The 16,191-nt window shown below is 68.3% G+C and carries 13 protein-coding genes and 1 pseudogene; 5 read left to right on the top strand and 9 right to left on the bottom strand.

Translation table 11 applies throughout. The features are described 5' to 3' along the window. Nucleotides 1-204 precede the first annotated feature (204 nt). The 3 genes from ABZ656_RS13965 to ABZ656_RS13955 form a co-directional block, all read right to left on the bottom strand. Nucleotides 205-1,137, bottom strand: a complete 933-nt coding sequence (locus ABZ656_RS13965; RefSeq protein ID WP_101404031.1) for an aldo/keto reductase — start codon at nt 1,135-1,137, stop codon at nt 205-207. Between the two features lie 384 nt (nt 1,138-1,521). Continuing rightward, nucleotides 1,522-2,982, bottom strand: a complete 1,461-nt coding sequence (locus ABZ656_RS13960) for a glycoside hydrolase family 76 protein (RefSeq protein WP_360267706.1) — start codon at nt 2,980-2,982, stop codon at nt 1,522-1,524. Between the two features lie 31 nt (nt 2,983-3,013). Beyond that, nucleotides 3,014-4,624 carry a ricin-type beta-trefoil lectin domain protein gene (locus ABZ656_RS13955; RefSeq protein ID WP_360267703.1) on the bottom strand — a complete coding sequence of 537 codons (1,611 nt, stop codon included), beginning with the start codon at nt 4,622-4,624 and terminating at the stop codon, nt 3,014-3,016. A 256-nt stretch (nt 4,625-4,880) separates the two neighbouring features. Here ABZ656_RS13955 and ABZ656_RS13950 point away from each other — a divergent pair, with 256 nt between their 5' ends. After that, a complete protein-coding gene (locus tag ABZ656_RS13950) occupies nt 4,881-6,071 on the top strand; it encodes a glycoside hydrolase family 76 protein (RefSeq protein ID WP_360267700.1) in 1,191 nt (396 codons plus the stop codon). Between the two features lie 4 nt (nt 6,072-6,075). On the opposite strand, the gene ABZ656_RS13945 is transcribed toward ABZ656_RS13950, so the two are convergent. The 4 genes from ABZ656_RS13945 to ABZ656_RS13930 all read right to left on the bottom strand — a co-directional run bounded on the left by ABZ656_RS13945 (nt 6,076) and on the right by ABZ656_RS13930 (nt 10,452). Then, nucleotides 6,076-7,065, bottom strand: a complete 990-nt coding sequence (locus tag ABZ656_RS13945) for a LacI family DNA-binding transcriptional regulator (protein WP_101402875.1) — start codon at nt 7,063-7,065, stop codon at nt 6,076-6,078. A 208-nt stretch (nt 7,066-7,273) separates the two neighbouring features. Further along, nucleotides 7,274-8,569, bottom strand: a complete 1,296-nt coding sequence (locus ABZ656_RS13940; protein ID WP_360267697.1) for an extracellular solute-binding protein — start codon at nt 8,567-8,569, stop codon at nt 7,274-7,276. Between the two features lie 46 nt (nt 8,570-8,615). Then, on the bottom strand, nt 8,616-9,539 hold the full coding sequence (locus ABZ656_RS13935; RefSeq protein ID WP_101402873.1) for a carbohydrate ABC transporter permease: 924 nt from the start codon (nt 9,537-9,539) through the stop codon (nt 8,616-8,618). Continuing rightward, nucleotides 9,523-10,452 (bottom strand): sugar ABC transporter permease, encoded by a 930-nt coding sequence (locus tag ABZ656_RS13930; RefSeq protein ID WP_360267694.1) that lies wholly within the window; start codon nt 10,450-10,452, stop codon nt 9,523-9,525. Before ABZ656_RS13930 ends, ABZ656_RS13935 begins: the two co-directional genes overlap by 17 nt. A 151-nt stretch (nt 10,453-10,603) precedes the next feature. Between ABZ656_RS13930 and ABZ656_RS13925 the strand changes: the two genes are divergently transcribed. Further along, on the top strand, nt 10,604-11,977 hold the full coding sequence (locus ABZ656_RS13925; protein ID WP_101402871.1) for a glycoside hydrolase family 125 protein: 1,374 nt from the start codon (nt 10,604-10,606) through the stop codon (nt 11,975-11,977). A 257-nt stretch (nt 11,978-12,234) separates the two neighbouring features. After that, nucleotides 12,235-12,615 (top strand): annotated as a pseudogene (locus tag ABZ656_RS13920) (VOC family protein); the annotation flags it as partial. 418 nt (nt 12,616-13,033) lie between these two features. On the opposite strand, the gene ABZ656_RS13915 reads toward ABZ656_RS13920, so the two are convergent. Next, nucleotides 13,034-13,399, bottom strand: a complete 366-nt coding sequence (locus tag ABZ656_RS13915) for a hypothetical protein (RefSeq protein WP_360267691.1) — start codon at nt 13,397-13,399, stop codon at nt 13,034-13,036. Here ABZ656_RS13915 and ABZ656_RS13910 point away from each other — a divergent pair. Further along, complete coding sequence (locus tag ABZ656_RS13910; protein WP_360267688.1) at nt 13,379-14,047, top strand: NmrA family NAD(P)-binding protein; 669 nt, start codon at nt 13,379-13,381, stop codon at nt 14,045-14,047. The two genes, ABZ656_RS13915 and ABZ656_RS13910, sit on opposite strands and share 21 nt — an antisense overlap. Before the next feature lie 303 nt (nt 14,048-14,350). Further along, entirely contained in the window at nt 14,351-15,586 is a 1,236-nt protein-coding gene (locus ABZ656_RS13905; RefSeq protein WP_360267685.1) for a GNAT family N-acetyltransferase, read from the top strand. Nucleotides 15,587-15,897: 311 nt separating this feature from the next. On the opposite strand, the gene ABZ656_RS13900 is transcribed toward ABZ656_RS13905, so the two are convergent. Then, nucleotides 15,898-16,149, bottom strand: coding sequence for a hypothetical protein (locus ABZ656_RS13900; protein WP_360267682.1), 252 nt, complete (start codon nt 16,147-16,149; stop codon nt 15,898-15,900). Nucleotides 16,150-16,191: the final 42 nt, after the last annotated feature.

Here is a 16,191-nt window from a genome sequence, read left to right as displayed (position 1 = left end):
AGGGCCTGTGCCCGGCACGCCGAGAGCACGCACCTGACGCCGCAGGGCCCGCCCTCCGGGCGGACGACGGGAATTTGACGACAGGACCTAGGGCCTGTCGTTTTGATCAGGCCTGAGCCGCGCGGTCTGTTCAAGCGCCGTCTCGCTCGGTGATCACGTGGATCTATGAACCGCACTCGCCCCTGTTGACAGGAATCGGACCTGTCAGGTCCCCCCGCGCAACGGCCTGCCGGGCGCGGTCGGCCGCGGCGAGGTGAGGTGTGCCATCTCCTCCTCCGAGAGCCGCAGCTCGCCGGCCGCCATGTTCTGCGCGAGGTGGTCCTGATCGCCGGTGCCCGGGATCGCCAGCACGTGCGGCCCCTGCTGCAAGGTCCACGCCAGCCGGACCTGCGCGACGGACACACCGTGTGCGCGGGCGACGGCGCACACCGCCTCGCTGTCACGGGCAGCCGGACCCGCCTCGCGCCCGGAACCGGCGATCGCGAAGAACGCGACGAAGGCGAGGCCGAGTTCACCGCAAAGCTGCAGGAGAGCCCGGTCCTCGCTCAACTCACCGATCCCGTAAGGATTCTGCACGCAGACGACCGGGGCGATGGCCCTGGCCTCGGCCAGTTGCTCGGACGTGACGTTGGAGATACCGAGGTGGCGGATCAGTCCGGCATCGCGCAGTTCGGCCAACGCGCCGAAGTGCTCACCGATCGAGCCGGTCCGCCGACTCGGCGGCACGCGCAGGTTCACCACGTCCAGGTGATCGCGGCCGAGTTGGCGCAGGTTCTCCTCGACCTGGCCGCGCAACTGCGCCGGTGTGGCCCACCACCACGCGCCCGAGGGATCGCGGCCCGGCCAGACCTTGGTGGTGATGACCAGATCCTCCGGGTACGGCGCCAGCGCCCGGTTGATCAGCTCGTTGGCGGAGCGCGTCGCCGAGAAGTAGAACGCGGCGGTGTCGATGTGGTTCACGCCGAGCTCGACCGCCCGCCGGAGCACGCCGATCGACCGTTCGCGGTCGCGCGGCACGCCGCGGTCGAAGGGCGCGGTACCGGTCAGGCGCATCGCGCCGAACCCGACGCGGTTGACGGTCAGGTCACCGAGTTGCCAAGTACTTGTGGCTGCCGCGGTGTTCGTCCGTGGGCTCATGACATGGATCTCCTCTTGCAGGCCGGGAACGCGGAACCGGCGGGCGGCGTGGCGCATTAGGTGGCTCGGCTGATGAGTACCTTCGAAACGGTTCCACCAGTACCGGGGCAGGCTGGACCCGGGCACGAAAAAAGCCTCCCCGGCGGATCGGAGTCCGCGCCGAGAAGGCTCATATGACGACCGGCATCTTAGCAGCGTGGGCAGGGCATCCACCAGCAGGTCATCGAACTCGCCCCGTCTCGGCGGGCAGCAGCGGGTGGTCGCCGGTGTCGGCCGGTGCGAGCTCGCCGACCAGGGGAATTCCCTGGCCATCAGTCTTCACGGCGGTCCTGGTGGGGGCCGCTCCAGTCTCATGGGACGGCGGCGCCGGTCGGCGACGACCGGTCAGGACGCCGTGTTCATGACGTCGAGTGCGCTCTGCTGGCGGGCGGCGTCCGTGGAGTCGATCGGCCCGGCCCAGTGCAATCCGTACGCGTCGAGGGCGTTGCGGTCGTGGGCGTAGGCGGAGTCGGCCTGCCGCGTGAGGTACGAGGTGTAGGGGCGGTCGGACAGCTGGGCGTTGAAGGCGCTCAGTCCGCGGACGCAGGCGCCCTTGAAGGTCGGCCCGTCGGCCCCGCAGCCGTTCGTCTCGCACGGCTCGCGCAGGATTCCGCCGGAGTTCAGCGCCGCGGAGGTGGTCGAGGCATCACCGATCTGGCGGCCGGTGGTCAGCAGGGCCGAGTCCCCCGTCGCGCGGTACAGCTCGGCCAGTCCGCCGAGGAGTACGCCCTGGTTGTACGACCATGCCGTGGACCCGTTGTTGCGGCAGGTCGACAGGTCGATACCGTCGTTGACGAGATGCGAACCGTTGATCATGCCGGTGCCCTTGAACCACGACCACTCGGCGTTCGCCCGGCCGAGATGGACCGTGTCGCCGCCGATGCGGTTGTGCAGGGCGGCGTTCAGCTCCAGGTAGAGGGAGTTGGCGATCGCGTTCTTGTACGTCTTCGCCGTGCTCCACCACACCCCACCCCCGCACGTCGAGTCCCAGTACTGCGCCATGTAGTCCGCGTCGGCACGGGCGGTGTTCAGATAGCGGCTGTCACCGGTCAGGTCGTACGCGGCGACCCAGGCCAGCCCCCACCAGCCCGTGTCGTCGATGTAGTCGTTGCGGAACTGGCCGCCCTGGGCTGCGAGTTGATGGTCGTAGGTGTTCGCGATGGCGTACTTGTAACTGGGCATTCCGGTGACGCGGATGTTGTTGATGATCGCGGTCAGGGCGTTGGCGGAGTTCCACCAGCCGGTGGTGTCGAACAGGCCGGTGGAGTTGCTGTACGACTGCATCAGCGCGGTGGCCGCCGCCGTGGGGCGGCTGTACGCGTTCCAGGTGGTACGGGCCCATTCCGTGCAGGCGATCTCGGCCCGGTCCCCCGCCTTGCCGCAGGCCCGCATTGCGCCGACGCCGTTGTTGTTCCAGTCGTCGACGTTGTACATCAGTGTGCGCCAACCCCCCTGCCCCGAAGGGATGGTGGTGTCGCCGAGCTTGCTGCCCGAGCTCCAGGTGCGGCCCCCGTCGAACGATCGGTCGAGCCAGACCTCGTCGGCCGGGCTGCCGTTGGTGATCGAGGCCCAGCCCATCGCGTCGGTGTCGTCGAAGTGCAGGGCGAGGGTGCGGGAGTAGACGGTGGCCGTGACCGGCTGCCGGTCCTGCGGGGACAGGGCCGGGTCACGGCCGTCGCAGTACTTGTTGCAGATCGTCGCCTCGGGGGCGGCGGTCGCGACGCCGCCCGTGACCGTGATCAGGAGGGTCAGCGTCGCGATCAGACCGGTCCCAGTTCTCAGTAAGCGACTCACCATTGAGTTCATGTCAGCTCCGTAGACGTGGAGGGTGGGAGCGTCAGCCCAGACGCCACTGCTGGTTGGCGCCGCCGTTGCACGTCCACAGCTCGACCTGGGTGCCATTGACGTTCCCGGCGGGCTTGTCGCCTCCGGTGACATCGAGGCAGAGCCCCGACTGGACCCCGGTGATGGTGCCGTCCGGGTTGGTGCGCCACTGCTGATTGGTGCCGCCGTTACAGGTCCAGAGCTGGACTTTGGTGCCGGACGACGTGCCGTTGTCGTTGGCGTCCAGGCACTGTGTGCCTCCGTAGAGCCGCAGTTCACCGGCGGCGGTGAGGGTCACAGCCTGGTTGGCGCCCCCGCCGCAGTCCCAGATCTCGATCTTGGTTCCGGGGGTGGACTGGCCGTCGTACGCGTCGAGGCAGCGGTTGGAAGAGGCTCCGATCAGCGGGTGCGTCGTCCCGACGCTGGTTCCGCCGCCGACGGACACCCGGTACATGACCGAGCCGTGCCCCGGAACGTTGGCCGCGATGCTGCCGCTCGTACTGCTGATCACGTGCGACCAGAGGTTGTTCACCCGGTACGAGGACGCTGCCGGGAGGCCCACCGCGGAGGCCGAGGTGGTGATCGTGGCCGCGCTCGAGTTCTCGTTGAAAAGGACCACCGACACATCACCGTTGGCCAGGGGTTTGGTCAGGACGTGCAGACCACCCGACGAGGAGATCTCGGTGCCCTGCTTGCCCAGGGAGTCCTGGTCCACGGCGATGACGTCCTTGTTGCCGTAGAGGGAGAGGGTGGCGGCGGAGGCTTTGCGCAGGTCGGTTCCGGCGATCAGTGGCGCGGCCATCTCCGCCCACAGGCTGAAGTGGGAACGGTCCTCGGTGAACGACATGCCGTTGCCGACTTCGAGCATGTCCGGGTCGTTCCAGGCGCCGGGCTTGGCGTACTGGGCGAGCTGGACGTTGGCTTTGTAGATCGACACCACCGTGGAGAAGTTCACGTTGATGTCGCCGGTGGTGCGCCAGCTGTTGCCGACCCCCGCGCCCCAGGTCCACACGCTGGCGAGGCCCCAGTTGCAGAGGCTGTAGACCATAGGGCGGCCGGTGTTCGCCAGGGCGTCGCGCATGGCGGTGTAACGCTGCTGGTCGGGCACGTTCTGGTGGTTGCAGTTGTCGTACTTCAGGTAGTCGACGCCCCAGGAGGCGAAGCTGTTGGCGTCCGTCTGCTCATGGCCGAGGCTGCCCGGGAATCCCTGGCAGGTGGCGGTGCCGGCGCTCTCGTAGATGCCGAGCTTGAGTCCCTTGGAGTGGACGTAGGCGGCGGTGCCACTGATGCCGTCGGGGAACTTGGCCGGGTCGGGTACCAGTTGACCGGCGGAGTTCCGGGCGGAGGTCATCCAGCAGTCGTCGATGTTGACGTACTGGTACCCCGAGTCCTTCAGACCGGAGGAGACAAGATAATCGGCGGTCTGCTCGACCAGCGTCTCGCTGACGTTGCAGCCGAAGGCGTTCCAGTCGTTCCAGCCCATCGGGGGCGTCCGGGCCAGGCCGTTGTCGAGAGCGTGGACGCGCGAGGCCGAGCTCAGCAGCAGCAGGGGCGGGGAGAGCACCAACAGCAGCAGCGCGAGCACAGCCCTCAGGGGTCTCCATGGTCTTGACGGGGCGGTCATTTCTGCGTCTCCCATTTCGCCGTGGGGGCCGGACGTGTCCAGGTGTCCGGAGCTATGGAAACGTAACCATCGAGAAGATCTCACTACCCTGATCAGACGTCAATGGTCCGTACCACAAAGGCTGTTGGGGAGAGCCTCGGAGAACTGCCGTGACCATGCGGCCCGTTGACGACTCCATGTGACAGTGGCAACGTTTCCATCGCCGGACGCCTGTACGACCCGTACAGGCAGCGGCGCTCAGAATGGAGGCGTTCCGATGCGCTTGAATCCCTCTCGCCGGGCGCTGGTCGGCGGCGGCATTGCCGCAATGGCCACGTTGACCACGGCCAACGGAGCGTCCGCCGCAGCAGACTCGAGCAGGTCTCAACACCGGTACCGCACCGAGGCGTTGTCACGCGGCATCGCCGCCTACGCCGCGCTGGAGAGACACCTGGCGAGCAAGGACGGCTCAGGTCTGGTCCGCGAGCAGTATCCGGCGGCCCCGGGAGACAACACGTACTCGTACGAATGGCCCTTCTCCCAAGTACACACCGCTGCCCTCGACCTCGCGGCGGTCGACGCCCGGTACTCGGCGGAGGTGGCCGAGCGGGCGAAGGCGCAGGAGCACTACTGGAACGCCGGCGGCGGCACGACCGAGCAGCCCGGGTACGACTCCTACCCTCGCGCCCCCTACGGCTCTGGCGGCGACATGTTCTACGACGACAACGAATGGGTGGGCCTGGCAAAAGTCCAACTCCATCTGCAGACCCGGGACTCGGCGGCACTGGTCCGGGCCCGGGAGATCTTCGACCTCGTCAGGTCGGGCTGGGACACCGACTCCACCCACGCCGCTCCCGGCGGTGTCTTCTGGACCCAGGCGAACTGGAGCCAGGACCGCAACACCGTCTCGAACATGCCGGGCGCCCAGCTCGCGCTCCGACTGCACCAGATCACCGGCGAAGACGGCTACCTGGACTGGGCAAGACGGTTCTACGACTGGACGAACACGTATCTGCAGAGTCCCGGCGGTCTGTACTGGGACCATCTCGACCTGAAGGGCACGGTCGAGAAGACCATCTGGTCGTACAACCAGGGAGTGCCGGTCGGCGTCAACGTCCTCCTCTACAAGACGACCCACGACCGCACGTATCTGCACCGGGCCGAGCGGATCGCCCAGGCGGCCTACGCCTACTACGTCACGCAGGGACGGCTGTTCACCCAGCCCGTGTACTTCAACTCGATCTTCTTCAAGAACCTGCTGCTCCTGGAGTCGGTGACCGGGGACGGCAAGTACCACGAGGCGATGGCTGATTACGCGGACGAGCTCTGGTCCACGACGTGCGATCCCGGCACGGGGCTTGTGCACTTCGACTCGTCCGGCGGCACCGAGGCGATCCAGCAGGCGGCCTTCGCGCAGCTCTACGCCGTGCTCGCGTGGCCGCGCGAGCTGTGGCCGACGCTCTACTGAGCCTCTACCGGGCAGCCGTCTCCCCCGTGCCACGGGCGATCAACTGCGCCGGCAGCACGGTCCGGTGAAAGGGGGCGTCCTCGCCGTTGATGCGGTCGATCAGCAAATGGGCGGCGCGGCGGCCGAGTTCCTCGATGTCCGAGGTCACCACCGTGACCGGGGTGGGGAGCATATCGGCGAGCTTGAAGTCGTCGAAGCCCACGATGGCGATACGGGCGTGCAGTTGCTGGCTCGCCCGCAGGACGCCCTCGGTGAGGAAGCCCGTCGTCGAGAAGATCGCCGTCGGCGGGTGCGGCGAGGTGAGCAGGGCGTGGGTGGCGGTGGTGGCCTCCTCCGTGGTGCCGCGCCGCAGGGTGACCACCAGAGTTCCGTCGGCGTCGATGCCGCTCTGCCGCAGGGCCTTGCGGTATCCGCGCAGCCGGCGGCCTGTGGTGTAGTACGAGGGGGCGACGAGGATCGCGATCCGGCGGTGGCCGTGGTCGATGAGGTGCTGCGTCGCCATGCGTCCCCCGCCCTCGTTGTCGACGAGGACGACATCGGCCTCGGCTCCGGTGGCGGGCCGGTCCACGAAGACGATGGGCACCTGGTCGTGACCGTTGACCTCCTGCAGAAAGGCGTGATCGCCCTGGTCGGGCACGATGATGAGCCCCGCCACGCGTCGCCCGATCAGCTCGCCCACGGCACGACGTTCGACCTTCGGGTCCTCGTCGGCGGTGCTGAGGAGAACGGCATATCCGGCTTGGGCCGCCACCTCGACGGCCGCCTTCGCCAAGGACGCGTAGAAAGGGTTGGTCAGGTCGCCGAGCAGCAGGCCGATGGTCATCGAGTTCTGCCCGGGGCGCAGGGAACGCGCGATCTCGTTGCGCTGGTACCCGATCTCGCTGATCGCCGCGTTCACACGGTCGGCCGTCTCCTCGCGGACCGTCCCGATGCCGTTGACGACGCGGGACACGGTGACAAGGGCGACTCCGGCCCGCTCTGCGACATCGCGCATGGTCGGCCTGGTGTTCTGGCGCTGCGGGAGACGACTGCTCACGTGGGGCGGAGACCAACTTTCCTTACGTGTCGCGGCCACCTGAGAGGGTGCCGCGCGGGCCTGACCGGGCGAACGCCCTCAGGATACGTTTCCGGTCTCGTCGTACGCCCCGGTCGGCGGGCAAGCTGCCCGCCGACCGCGAGCGAGGCGAACCGGAGGCGGACACCTAACTGCTGCTCTTGATCAATTCGTTGATCTTGTCGGCCATGGTCTGCAGATCGGACAGCGGCTTCCTGCCCTGGAGGATGTCGGGCCAGTACGCCGTGACCAGGTCGCTTGCCTGGCTGGCCCACTGGGTGGTGAAGCGCACGCCGATGGTGGACGAGGCCTTCAGATCCGTCTTGACGGTGGAGGCGACGGTCGTCTGCCCCGCCTTGTCGAGGGCGTTGAAGTAGGAGTCCTGAGCATCGGTGTAGGCCGGTACCGCCACGGGCGAGTCGGGGAGCACCTTGGTCCACACGGTTGAGTCGAGGTACTTGAGGACCTTGAAGGTGGCGTCCGCGTTCTTGGTGTACGAAGGGGTGCAGATGCCCACGGCGTCGTACAGCGTGGCCGGCTTGTCGACCTGGGGCAGGGGCGCGAATCCGTACTTGATCTTCGGTTTGTCCGTGAGGAAACCGGCGGCCAGCCACTGGCCGCTCCAGAGCATGGGGATCTCCCCGGCGGAGAACAACGACTGCTGGTTGGAGATGTCATAACCGGGGGGCGCTACGGCGCCGCTCTTGATCCCTGCCACGAGCTTGCCGACGCCTTCGGTGTACGTGGGGTCGACGGTGACCTTGGTGGGGTGGTGGACGTCGTCGGTGAAGGGCGCGCCGCCGGCGGACTGGGAGTAGAGGCTGAGGCTGAAGGGGGCGTCGAGGGCGGTCATGGCGTCGGCGACCAGGCCGTACTTGGCGCCCTTCTCGTGCAGCTTGGCGGCGGCCTCGTACATCTGGTCCCAGGTCCAGCCGGCCGCGGGTACCGGAATCCCCGCTGCCTTGAAGGCGTCGATGTCGTACCAGATGCCATAGGTGTTCATCAGGGAGGGGACGCCGCCGATCTTGCCGTCGGCGGTCTTCCAGTTCTTCATGGCTGTGGAGTCGAAGCTGCCCGTGCTGAAGGCGCCGGAACCGGAGAGCTTCGAGGACCAGTCGGTGAGCAGTCCCTGACCGGTGTACTGCTGCTCGGTGTCGTTGCCGCACCAGAACAGGTCGGGGAGTTTCCTGGCCTGGGTCAGCGCCGAAAGCTTGTCGCTGTAGTTGCCGTTGGGCGTGTCGATGCGTTTGACCGTGATGCCGGGGTCCTGGAAACCGGCCAGGGCCTGGTCGATGAGCTTGTTGGTCGCGTTCGACTCCCAGGTCATCACGGTGACCGTGGTCTTCCCGCCCGACTCCTGACCCGAGGAGCCGCCGCAGGCGGAGGTGGCCAGCAGTCCGCCTGCCGCCAGCAACGCTCCGGCGGCATGGAGTGTTCGTTTCAACGTGGCCTCCTGGTAAGTGGAGTGGGGTCGGCTGACGAGGTGCGGGTCAGCGTTGGTTGACGGTGCCCAGAGCGCTCAGGCCTTGGATGAAGTAGCGCTGGGCCACGAAGAACACGGCCAGTGGGGGCAGCATGTAGAGCAGGTTGGTGGCCATGTAGAGGTTCCAGTCCGGGGTCTGGCCGGCGAACTGGGAGACGAAGGAGGCCATGCCGACGCTCAACGGCCACTTCTGTGACGAGTACAGGTAGATCAGCGGGTTGAGATAGTCGTTCCACGACATCTGGAAGGCCAGGATGGACATGGTGATCCAGGCCGGTCGGGTAATGGGCAGCATGACACTCACGAAGATCCGGAAGTGTCCCGCGCCGTCGACCTTGGCGGCCTCGTCGATGGAGTGGGGAATCGACAGGAAGTACTGGCGGGCGAGGAAGATGAACAGCGGATTGCCGCCCAGCCAGGCCGGCACGATCAGCGGCAGCCAGGTGTCGTACCAGCCGATGTCCTTGAACAGCTGGAACAACGGGATGATGCCGACCACCGGTGGCAGGAGCATGCTGCCGACGAAGACGTAGAAAAGGATCTTCCGGCCGGGAAAGCGGAGCCGGGCCAGGGCGTATCCGGCCATCATCGATGTCATCACCCCGCCGATCACCGAAAGACTGGTGATGACAAGGGAGTTGAGCAGCAGCCGCGGGAAGTGGATCGCTTTCGGCCCGTCGATGAAGTTCTTGAAGTGGAACTCGTGGGGCAGCAGTTTCGGCGGCACTTCGAAGACGGCCGAAGGGCCTTTGAGCGCGACGGTGAGCATCCACAGGATGGGCAGGATCATCACGGAGCTGATGAGCAGCGCGACGGCGTACCAGGACGCGGTACGTGCGGCCCTGCTGGGCGGTCGGCCCGCAGCTGCGCTGTGGGGCGGCTGCGGAGCGGTCGGCGGCGATGTCTTCGTGACGTCAGGAGACGTGGTCACTGTAGGTCCAAATCGAGGAGAAACGAGCGGTGGCGGCGATCAGGACGACGATGACGAGGAAGAGCACCCAGACCTGGGCGGAGGCGTAGCCGAGCTGGGCGACCCGGCCGAGCGAGGGGAAGCCGTTGGTGTAGATCGACAGCATCAGCACCCTGGTGCTGAACCCCGGCCCGCCCATCCCGTCCGGTGAGAGGATCTTCGGCTGGTTGAAGGCCTGGAGGGCGGTCACCATCTGCAGTACGACCTGCAGCACCATGATCGGGTTGATCAGCGGCAGGGTGATCCGGAAGAACACCGTCCTGGGTCCGGCGCCGTCGAGCCTGGCTGCTTCGTAGAGCTCGGTGGGAACCGCCTGGAGCGCGGCGAGGAAGATGACCATTGTCGAGCCGACGCTCCACAGCATGACGATCACGATCGAGGGCATCGCCGAGTCCGAACCGGACAGCCACTCACTCGTAGGGATGTGCAGCCACGTCAGCACCTGGTTGGCCAGGCCGACTTGGGGATTGAAGACGAACTTCCACAGCGTGATCGTGGCGACCACCGGCAGTACGACGGGCAGGTAGCACAGGGTGCGCAGCAGGCTGACCCCCCGCATCCGCTGGTTGCAGAAGACCGCCAGGGCCAGCCCGGTGGCCAGCGACAGCGGTACGTACAGGACCACCAGCAGCAGGGCGGCGCGTACCGAGGGCCAGAACGACGGATCGGTGGTGAACATCCTTCGGAAGTTGTCGAAGCCGACGAACTTCGGGTCCGACAGGCCGTTGTACTGCGTCAACGCGAAGTACGCCGACCGGATCAGCGGGTAGACGACGAACACCGTGAACCCGATGAGGGCCGGCGCCAGGAACGCGCACGCGGCCCGGGCGTCCGACACGAGCTTTCTGCGCCGCAGGCGCGGAGGAGCTGTCACACGCGTTCACCTTCTCCCTCCGAGGAGTTGGCGATGGCTCAGTCCTGGGCGCGCTCGCCGGTCTGGTGGCCGCCAGCTCCCTCAAGGTAACGTTTCCATTCCCCATTGATCACACCGTGGCCCAGGCCGCAAGGAGGAGTCAAGAGGCGTGATGGTAACGTTTCCCATTCCCGAATCTTCTCCGCCCTGGGACGTTCCGGAGTCCCTGAGGACGCTCGGAGGGAAGCTCGCCACCGAACTGCGGGGCACCGGCCCGGCCGCGGACATCGTCGCGGGCTGTCTGACCAACACCTGGGCCACTTCGATGAGTTGGGGAACTCCTGCGGCCTCTCGGGCGGCGGAGGTCTTCGTCAGGACCGGCGACATTCCGGCGATGTGGCTGCGTGACAGCACCGCCCAGATGCGTCCCTACCTGGCCCTGGCCGCGGATCCCCGGATCGGCGATGTCCTGGTCGGCGTATCGCGCCGTCAGATCCGCTGCGTCCTGCTGGACCCGTACGCGAATGCCTTCAACGACGGCCCCACCGACGCGCATGGCGAACCCGCCGACCGCCCTGCGCCGGAAAGCTGGGTCTGGGAACGCAAGTACGAACTCGACTCGCTGTGCGCGCCACTGCAGTTGGCGTACGCGATCTGGCGGGCGACCGGCCGCGTGGACCACCTCGACGACGGCTTTCGCCGCGCCGCGTGGACGATCGTACGAACCTGGCGTGTTGAGCAGGCGCACGAGCGGTCGCCGTATCGATTCGTCCGGCCCTCCGGCCCCTTCTCGGCGGACACCCTTCCGCTCGGCGGCCGCGGCGCGCCGGTGGTGTGGACCGGTATGACGTGGTCGGGCTTCCGGCCGAGCGACGACCGCTGCACGTACGGCTATCTCGTGCCGGCCAACGCGTTGGCGTCGACGTGCCTGCACGGCCTGGCCGTACTGGCCGAGTCCGTCCTCCACGACACGGAGCTCGCCCGGACGTCCTTGACGCTGGCGGACGAGATCGATGCGGGAATCCTGGCGACCGCGGTGGTGGAGGCGGCCGGCGCGTCCGTGCTGGCGTACGAGGTGGACGGCCGGGGCCATGCCCTGCTGGGCGACGACGCCAACCTCCCCAGTCTGCTGAGCCTCCCCCTCAGCGGCTGGTGCGCCCAGGACGACCCGCTGTATCTGTCCACTCGGCGGCTGGTGCTGTCCGACGCGAACTCCTCCTACTTCCGCGGCAGGTTCGCGTCCGGGGTGGGCAGCGCGCACACCCCGGACGAACACGTCTGGCCGCTGGCGATCGCCGTCGCCGGGCTGACCGGCGATGAGAACGACGCGGCGCGGGCTCTGGACACACTGGCGGCCACCACCGCCGGCACCGGGCTGATGCACGAGAGTTTCCATGTCGACGACCCCGGGCGGTTCACCCGGGACTGGTTCGGCTGGGCCAATGCCATGTTCTGTGAACTCGCCCTCGACCTGTGCGGGCACGGCGTACGCCACCTCTTTCCCAGGCACCCGCGCATCCCGCGTGCCGCCCCGGGCGTCACCTGAGAAACGCCCGGTGCGGCCCGCCGGCTCGCGTCCCTGCCTCAGTGCGACGAGATGACAAGACAGGGGCGATCCGGCAACCGGCTCTCGAAAACGACGCCCTGCGCGACGGCGCCACGGTCGTTCCTCTCCACTCCCGGAGCCGGATCACCCCGCAATCCACGCACTGACCTGGTGCCGGTCGGGGCGCTGAGCGCGCACGGCGGGGCGGCGGCACCTGCACCCGGCCGGTGCCGGGTCGTCGCACCTGTCCTCGGTGCATGGCATGCCGAATCAGCGAACTCGTGATCGACGCCGAAGACCCTGGCCGACTGGCCGCATTTGGGTGCGACGTCCTCGGCTACGTCGAGCTGACTCGAGAAGGTGACGGCAGCATCGAAATCGGCCCGGCCGGCGCCGGATTCGGCGGCGCGCAGCCAACCCTCGTCTTCAATGCGGGCCGCGACCCCCGGCTCGGGAAGCTCCCGCTGCACATCGATGTCAACGCCACCGACCGCGACCAGGACGCCGAGCCGGCCAGGTTGCTCGCGCTGGGCGCTGTGCCTGTCGACATCGGCCAGACCGGAGAAGAGAGCTGGCATGTGCTGGCCGACCCCGAGGGCAACGAGTTCTGCCTCCTGCGCACGCGACTCAAGCCCGTCCGACGTCCCGCCACATCGAACAAGGCACAGCGGACCGGTGACTCCCGCGGGCGGGGTGAGGTGGCCGGCTCGCTGATGGCGACGACGACGCGGTCCACACCGTGGGTCTCTTCCGCGGTGAGCTCGGAGTCGTAGCGCCTCGCTCTGCAGGCGAGCCCCCATAAGCCACACCAAGGTGAGACGAGCGCCTTCCGGTATGGACAACGGACAAGCTCCAACCCCGTCCATGACTTTGGTTCATACCGTCGGCTCGTGCCGACCGGAAGAGTCGGCACGAGCTCGGCAAGGGCGACGGCCACGGGACGTCCGCAACGTCAGACTCCGGCCGTCTCCGGTCCTGCGCATACGGACGGGCGCTACCGGAGCAGCGGGATCACCGCCTTCACGGCCAGCGTGAGTGTCGTCGGCCGGCCCCGGGTCAGTCCGTGCGCTGCTGCGGTTCGGACCGCCCGGTGCCGTTCCCGGTGAGAGCCGTGCGCGCGGCCTGCAGCAGTTCTTCGGAGATCGGGTTGCCCCGGGTGGCGCGGGCGAGGACGAAGGCACCGGCCATGGTGCAGAGCTGGGCCATGCCGTCGTCGTCGCCGGTGGCCAGCCGAGCGGCGCGGTTGCGTACCCCGTTCACGTAGACGTCCTGGGCGCGGGCGGTCTGGTCGGGCTCGCGCCCCAGGTCAGAGGCGAATCCGGAGACGGAGCGGCCCTCCCTGGCGTGATCGCGGTGCCGGACCGAGAGGTAGTGCTCGATCAGCGTCCGGCGGGTGGCCTCGTGCCCGTGTCGCCGGACCACCTGCTGGCGGCGACCGTGGTGGCCTCCGTCGCAAGGGAGTACGGGAAGCTGGACGTCCTGGTCGGGCTGTCTCAGATGACGGTGTCGCAGATGACCGCCACCAGTACCGAGGAGTCGGACCAGCAGCGGCTGCACTGGCTGGCGGAGCAGGTACTGAACTGGTCCGGCCTGCCCGTGGTGCACGTCCGGCCGACGTCGTTCCTGGACACTCCGCTGTTCACCGCGCTGGCGGCGCGGTCGATCCGGGAGAACGGCACGATCGCGCTGCCATTCGGCACCGGGCGGACGTCGCCGGTCGCCGTGGAGGACGTCGCCCGGGTGGTCGCCACCGTGCTCAGCGACCCGGCTCCGCACGTCGGGCAGGTCTACGAGCTGACCGGGCCCCGCTCGGTCGGCATGAAGGAACTGGCCGAGGAGTTCTCGCGGGCGCTGGGACGACCGGTGACCTACGTGGACGTGCCCCCGGAGCGGTGGGAGGCCGAGCTCCCGAGGCCGGGGACGGCGCCGCGCCTCGCACAGCACGTCGCCGTCATGGGCCGGCTGCACCGCGAGAACCGCTACGACCACACCGCCGACGGCGTCGAACGGGTGACGGGCGTACCTGCCCAGACGATCGAGGCGTTCGTGGCCGCCCGCAGGGACTTCTAACTGGGCTGAGCCGCCCCGTCCAAGGCCGGCCCCGGGGCGACGACTGCTGTCGCGGGGCCGGCCGGGGCCTCTTGGCCGTGTATGCCCGCCGACAAGAACGCGCACGTCGTTCAGCTACGGCGGGGATCATCGCCGCCGAGCCCGACCACCGAAACTCCCCCGGGGCCGGGCTGGGAACGGGCAGTGCTGTTACCGGCCGCGGACCCGGCCCGTAATCCGCTTGACCTGGGCACGGGTCAACGCTGCACTGTGGCGGGACACCACGAGTCGTGGTGCCGCTATCCCGGGGAGGCAGTGGCAGCAATGGAGATCCGTCCCACAACCGACCAGGACCTTGACGTCTTCGTCGACACACTCCATGCCGCGTTCGGGCGCTTCCCGGACACCCCGGCCGAGGGCGGCGGCGGGGTCTGGTGGTCGGCACTCGAAATGGACCGCAACCTGCTCGCCATGACGGCGGACGGGCGGCCCGTCGGCACCGCCGGTGCGTACTCCTTCGAGCTCACCCTGCCCGGTGAGATCCTCGTCCCGGCCGCCGGGGTGAGCTTCGTCGGCGTCCTGCCCTCGCACCGACGCCAGGGCGTGCTCAGCGCGATGATGCGCCATCAGCTCACCGAGCTGCGGGCCCGAGGGGAGTTCCTCTCCGTACTGCTGGCCTCCGAGGCCCTGATCTACCGCAGGTTCGGCTACGGACCGGCGACCTACACGCAGCGGCTGACGGTGACGCGCCACCAGGCCACCCTCGCTCTCCCCCGGGCGCGCGGGACGGCCGACGCCCCAGCGACCGGCTCGGACACCGGCACGATCGAGCTGCTGCGGCGAGCCGAGTGCGGCGAGATCCTGGAAGAGGTCTACGACCGGTACCGCCGCGCACAGCCCGGCGCGTTGTCCCGGCCGCATCGCTGGTGGGCCTTGGGCGCGGGGCAGCCCCCGGTCTCACCGGCGCCGCGCTACGTCGCCGTCCACCGGGACGCCGACGGCGTCCCGGACGGGTACGCCAGCTATTCGGTCGGCGAGCCCGAAACCTTGACGGTCGATGAGACCGTCGCCACCGACGACGCCGTCTTCACGGCCCTGGCCCGATTCGTGCTCGGACACGACCTGGTCGCTCAGGTCGTGTTCAAGCACTTCCCGCCCACGCACCCGCTGCGCTGGCAGTTTGCGGACTTCCGTGCCGGTCAGGTGAGCGGCGACACCGACTGGCTCTGGGTGCGGCTGCTGGACGTCCCGCGTGCGCTGACCGCGCGCGGCTGGTTCATGGACGGCGAGCTCGTCCTCGACGTCGACGACCCGTTTCTCGGCGAGCACGGCCGCTACCTGCTGACCGTCCGGGACAGCAAGGCCGACTGCGTCCCGACGGACCGGGAGCCCGACCTGTCCCTGGACGTGAGTGACCTGGGCTCGGTCTACCTCGGCGGCACCGCCCCGAGCACGCTCGTGCGTGCCGGACACATCCAGGCCCACCGCCCGGGCGCGGCCACCCTCGCTGACGCCCTCTTCCGCACCGAGCGCTCCCCGCACTGCCTGCACTGGTTCTGACCGCGCGCGCCGACCCTGCACGAGTCTCGTCAGGCGCCGTCTTCTTTGGCTGGATGGCGCGTTCGGTTTGATGCGGAGGGTCTCCGTACCGTGTACCGCCGCTCCACCTCGTGGTCCTGGACGCGCTCGGCAGCCGTAGTGACAGTCGCCGTGGTGACCGAGGCCAGTGTGACCGGAAAAGTTCGCCGCGTCGGTGTCGTCCTCGGATTCCTCATGGTGGGGGTGTGAGTGAAGCCAGCGCCATGGGCCGCATTGCACCGGCGGCGGCCGAGCCGAGCAACAGTTCGGTCAGGTCATGGGGCTGCGCCTGCTCACCGCCGATATACGCCGTCGACGCGGTCCGGCACGAACGCCCGGACGTTCACTCCGCCCGCAACGACATGGTCCTGGCCCTGCGGCAGTCTCAACGGTGGCGTGTTGCCACCGAGCCGGTTACGCCGCAGGGTTGCCAGCACGGTGGCGTCCAGCGTTTCCCCGCGAGTCGGGCGGCTTGCGGCAGTGGCCTCGAATTGCTTGTTGAATGCCAGGGCCTCGGCGAGGCAGTCCTCATCGGTGATCGTCATGCTGTCGACAGTCGCCCCTGTCCGCGACAACGTCCTGTCACC

The sequence above is a fragment of the Streptomyces sp. NPDC007095 genome, assembly GCF_040634475.1.
GTDB lineage: Bacteria > Actinomycetota > Actinomycetes > Streptomycetales > Streptomycetaceae > Streptomyces.
The sequence above is the reverse complement of the archived record's forward strand: the minus strand, read 5'-3'. Positions and strand labels throughout refer to the sequence as shown.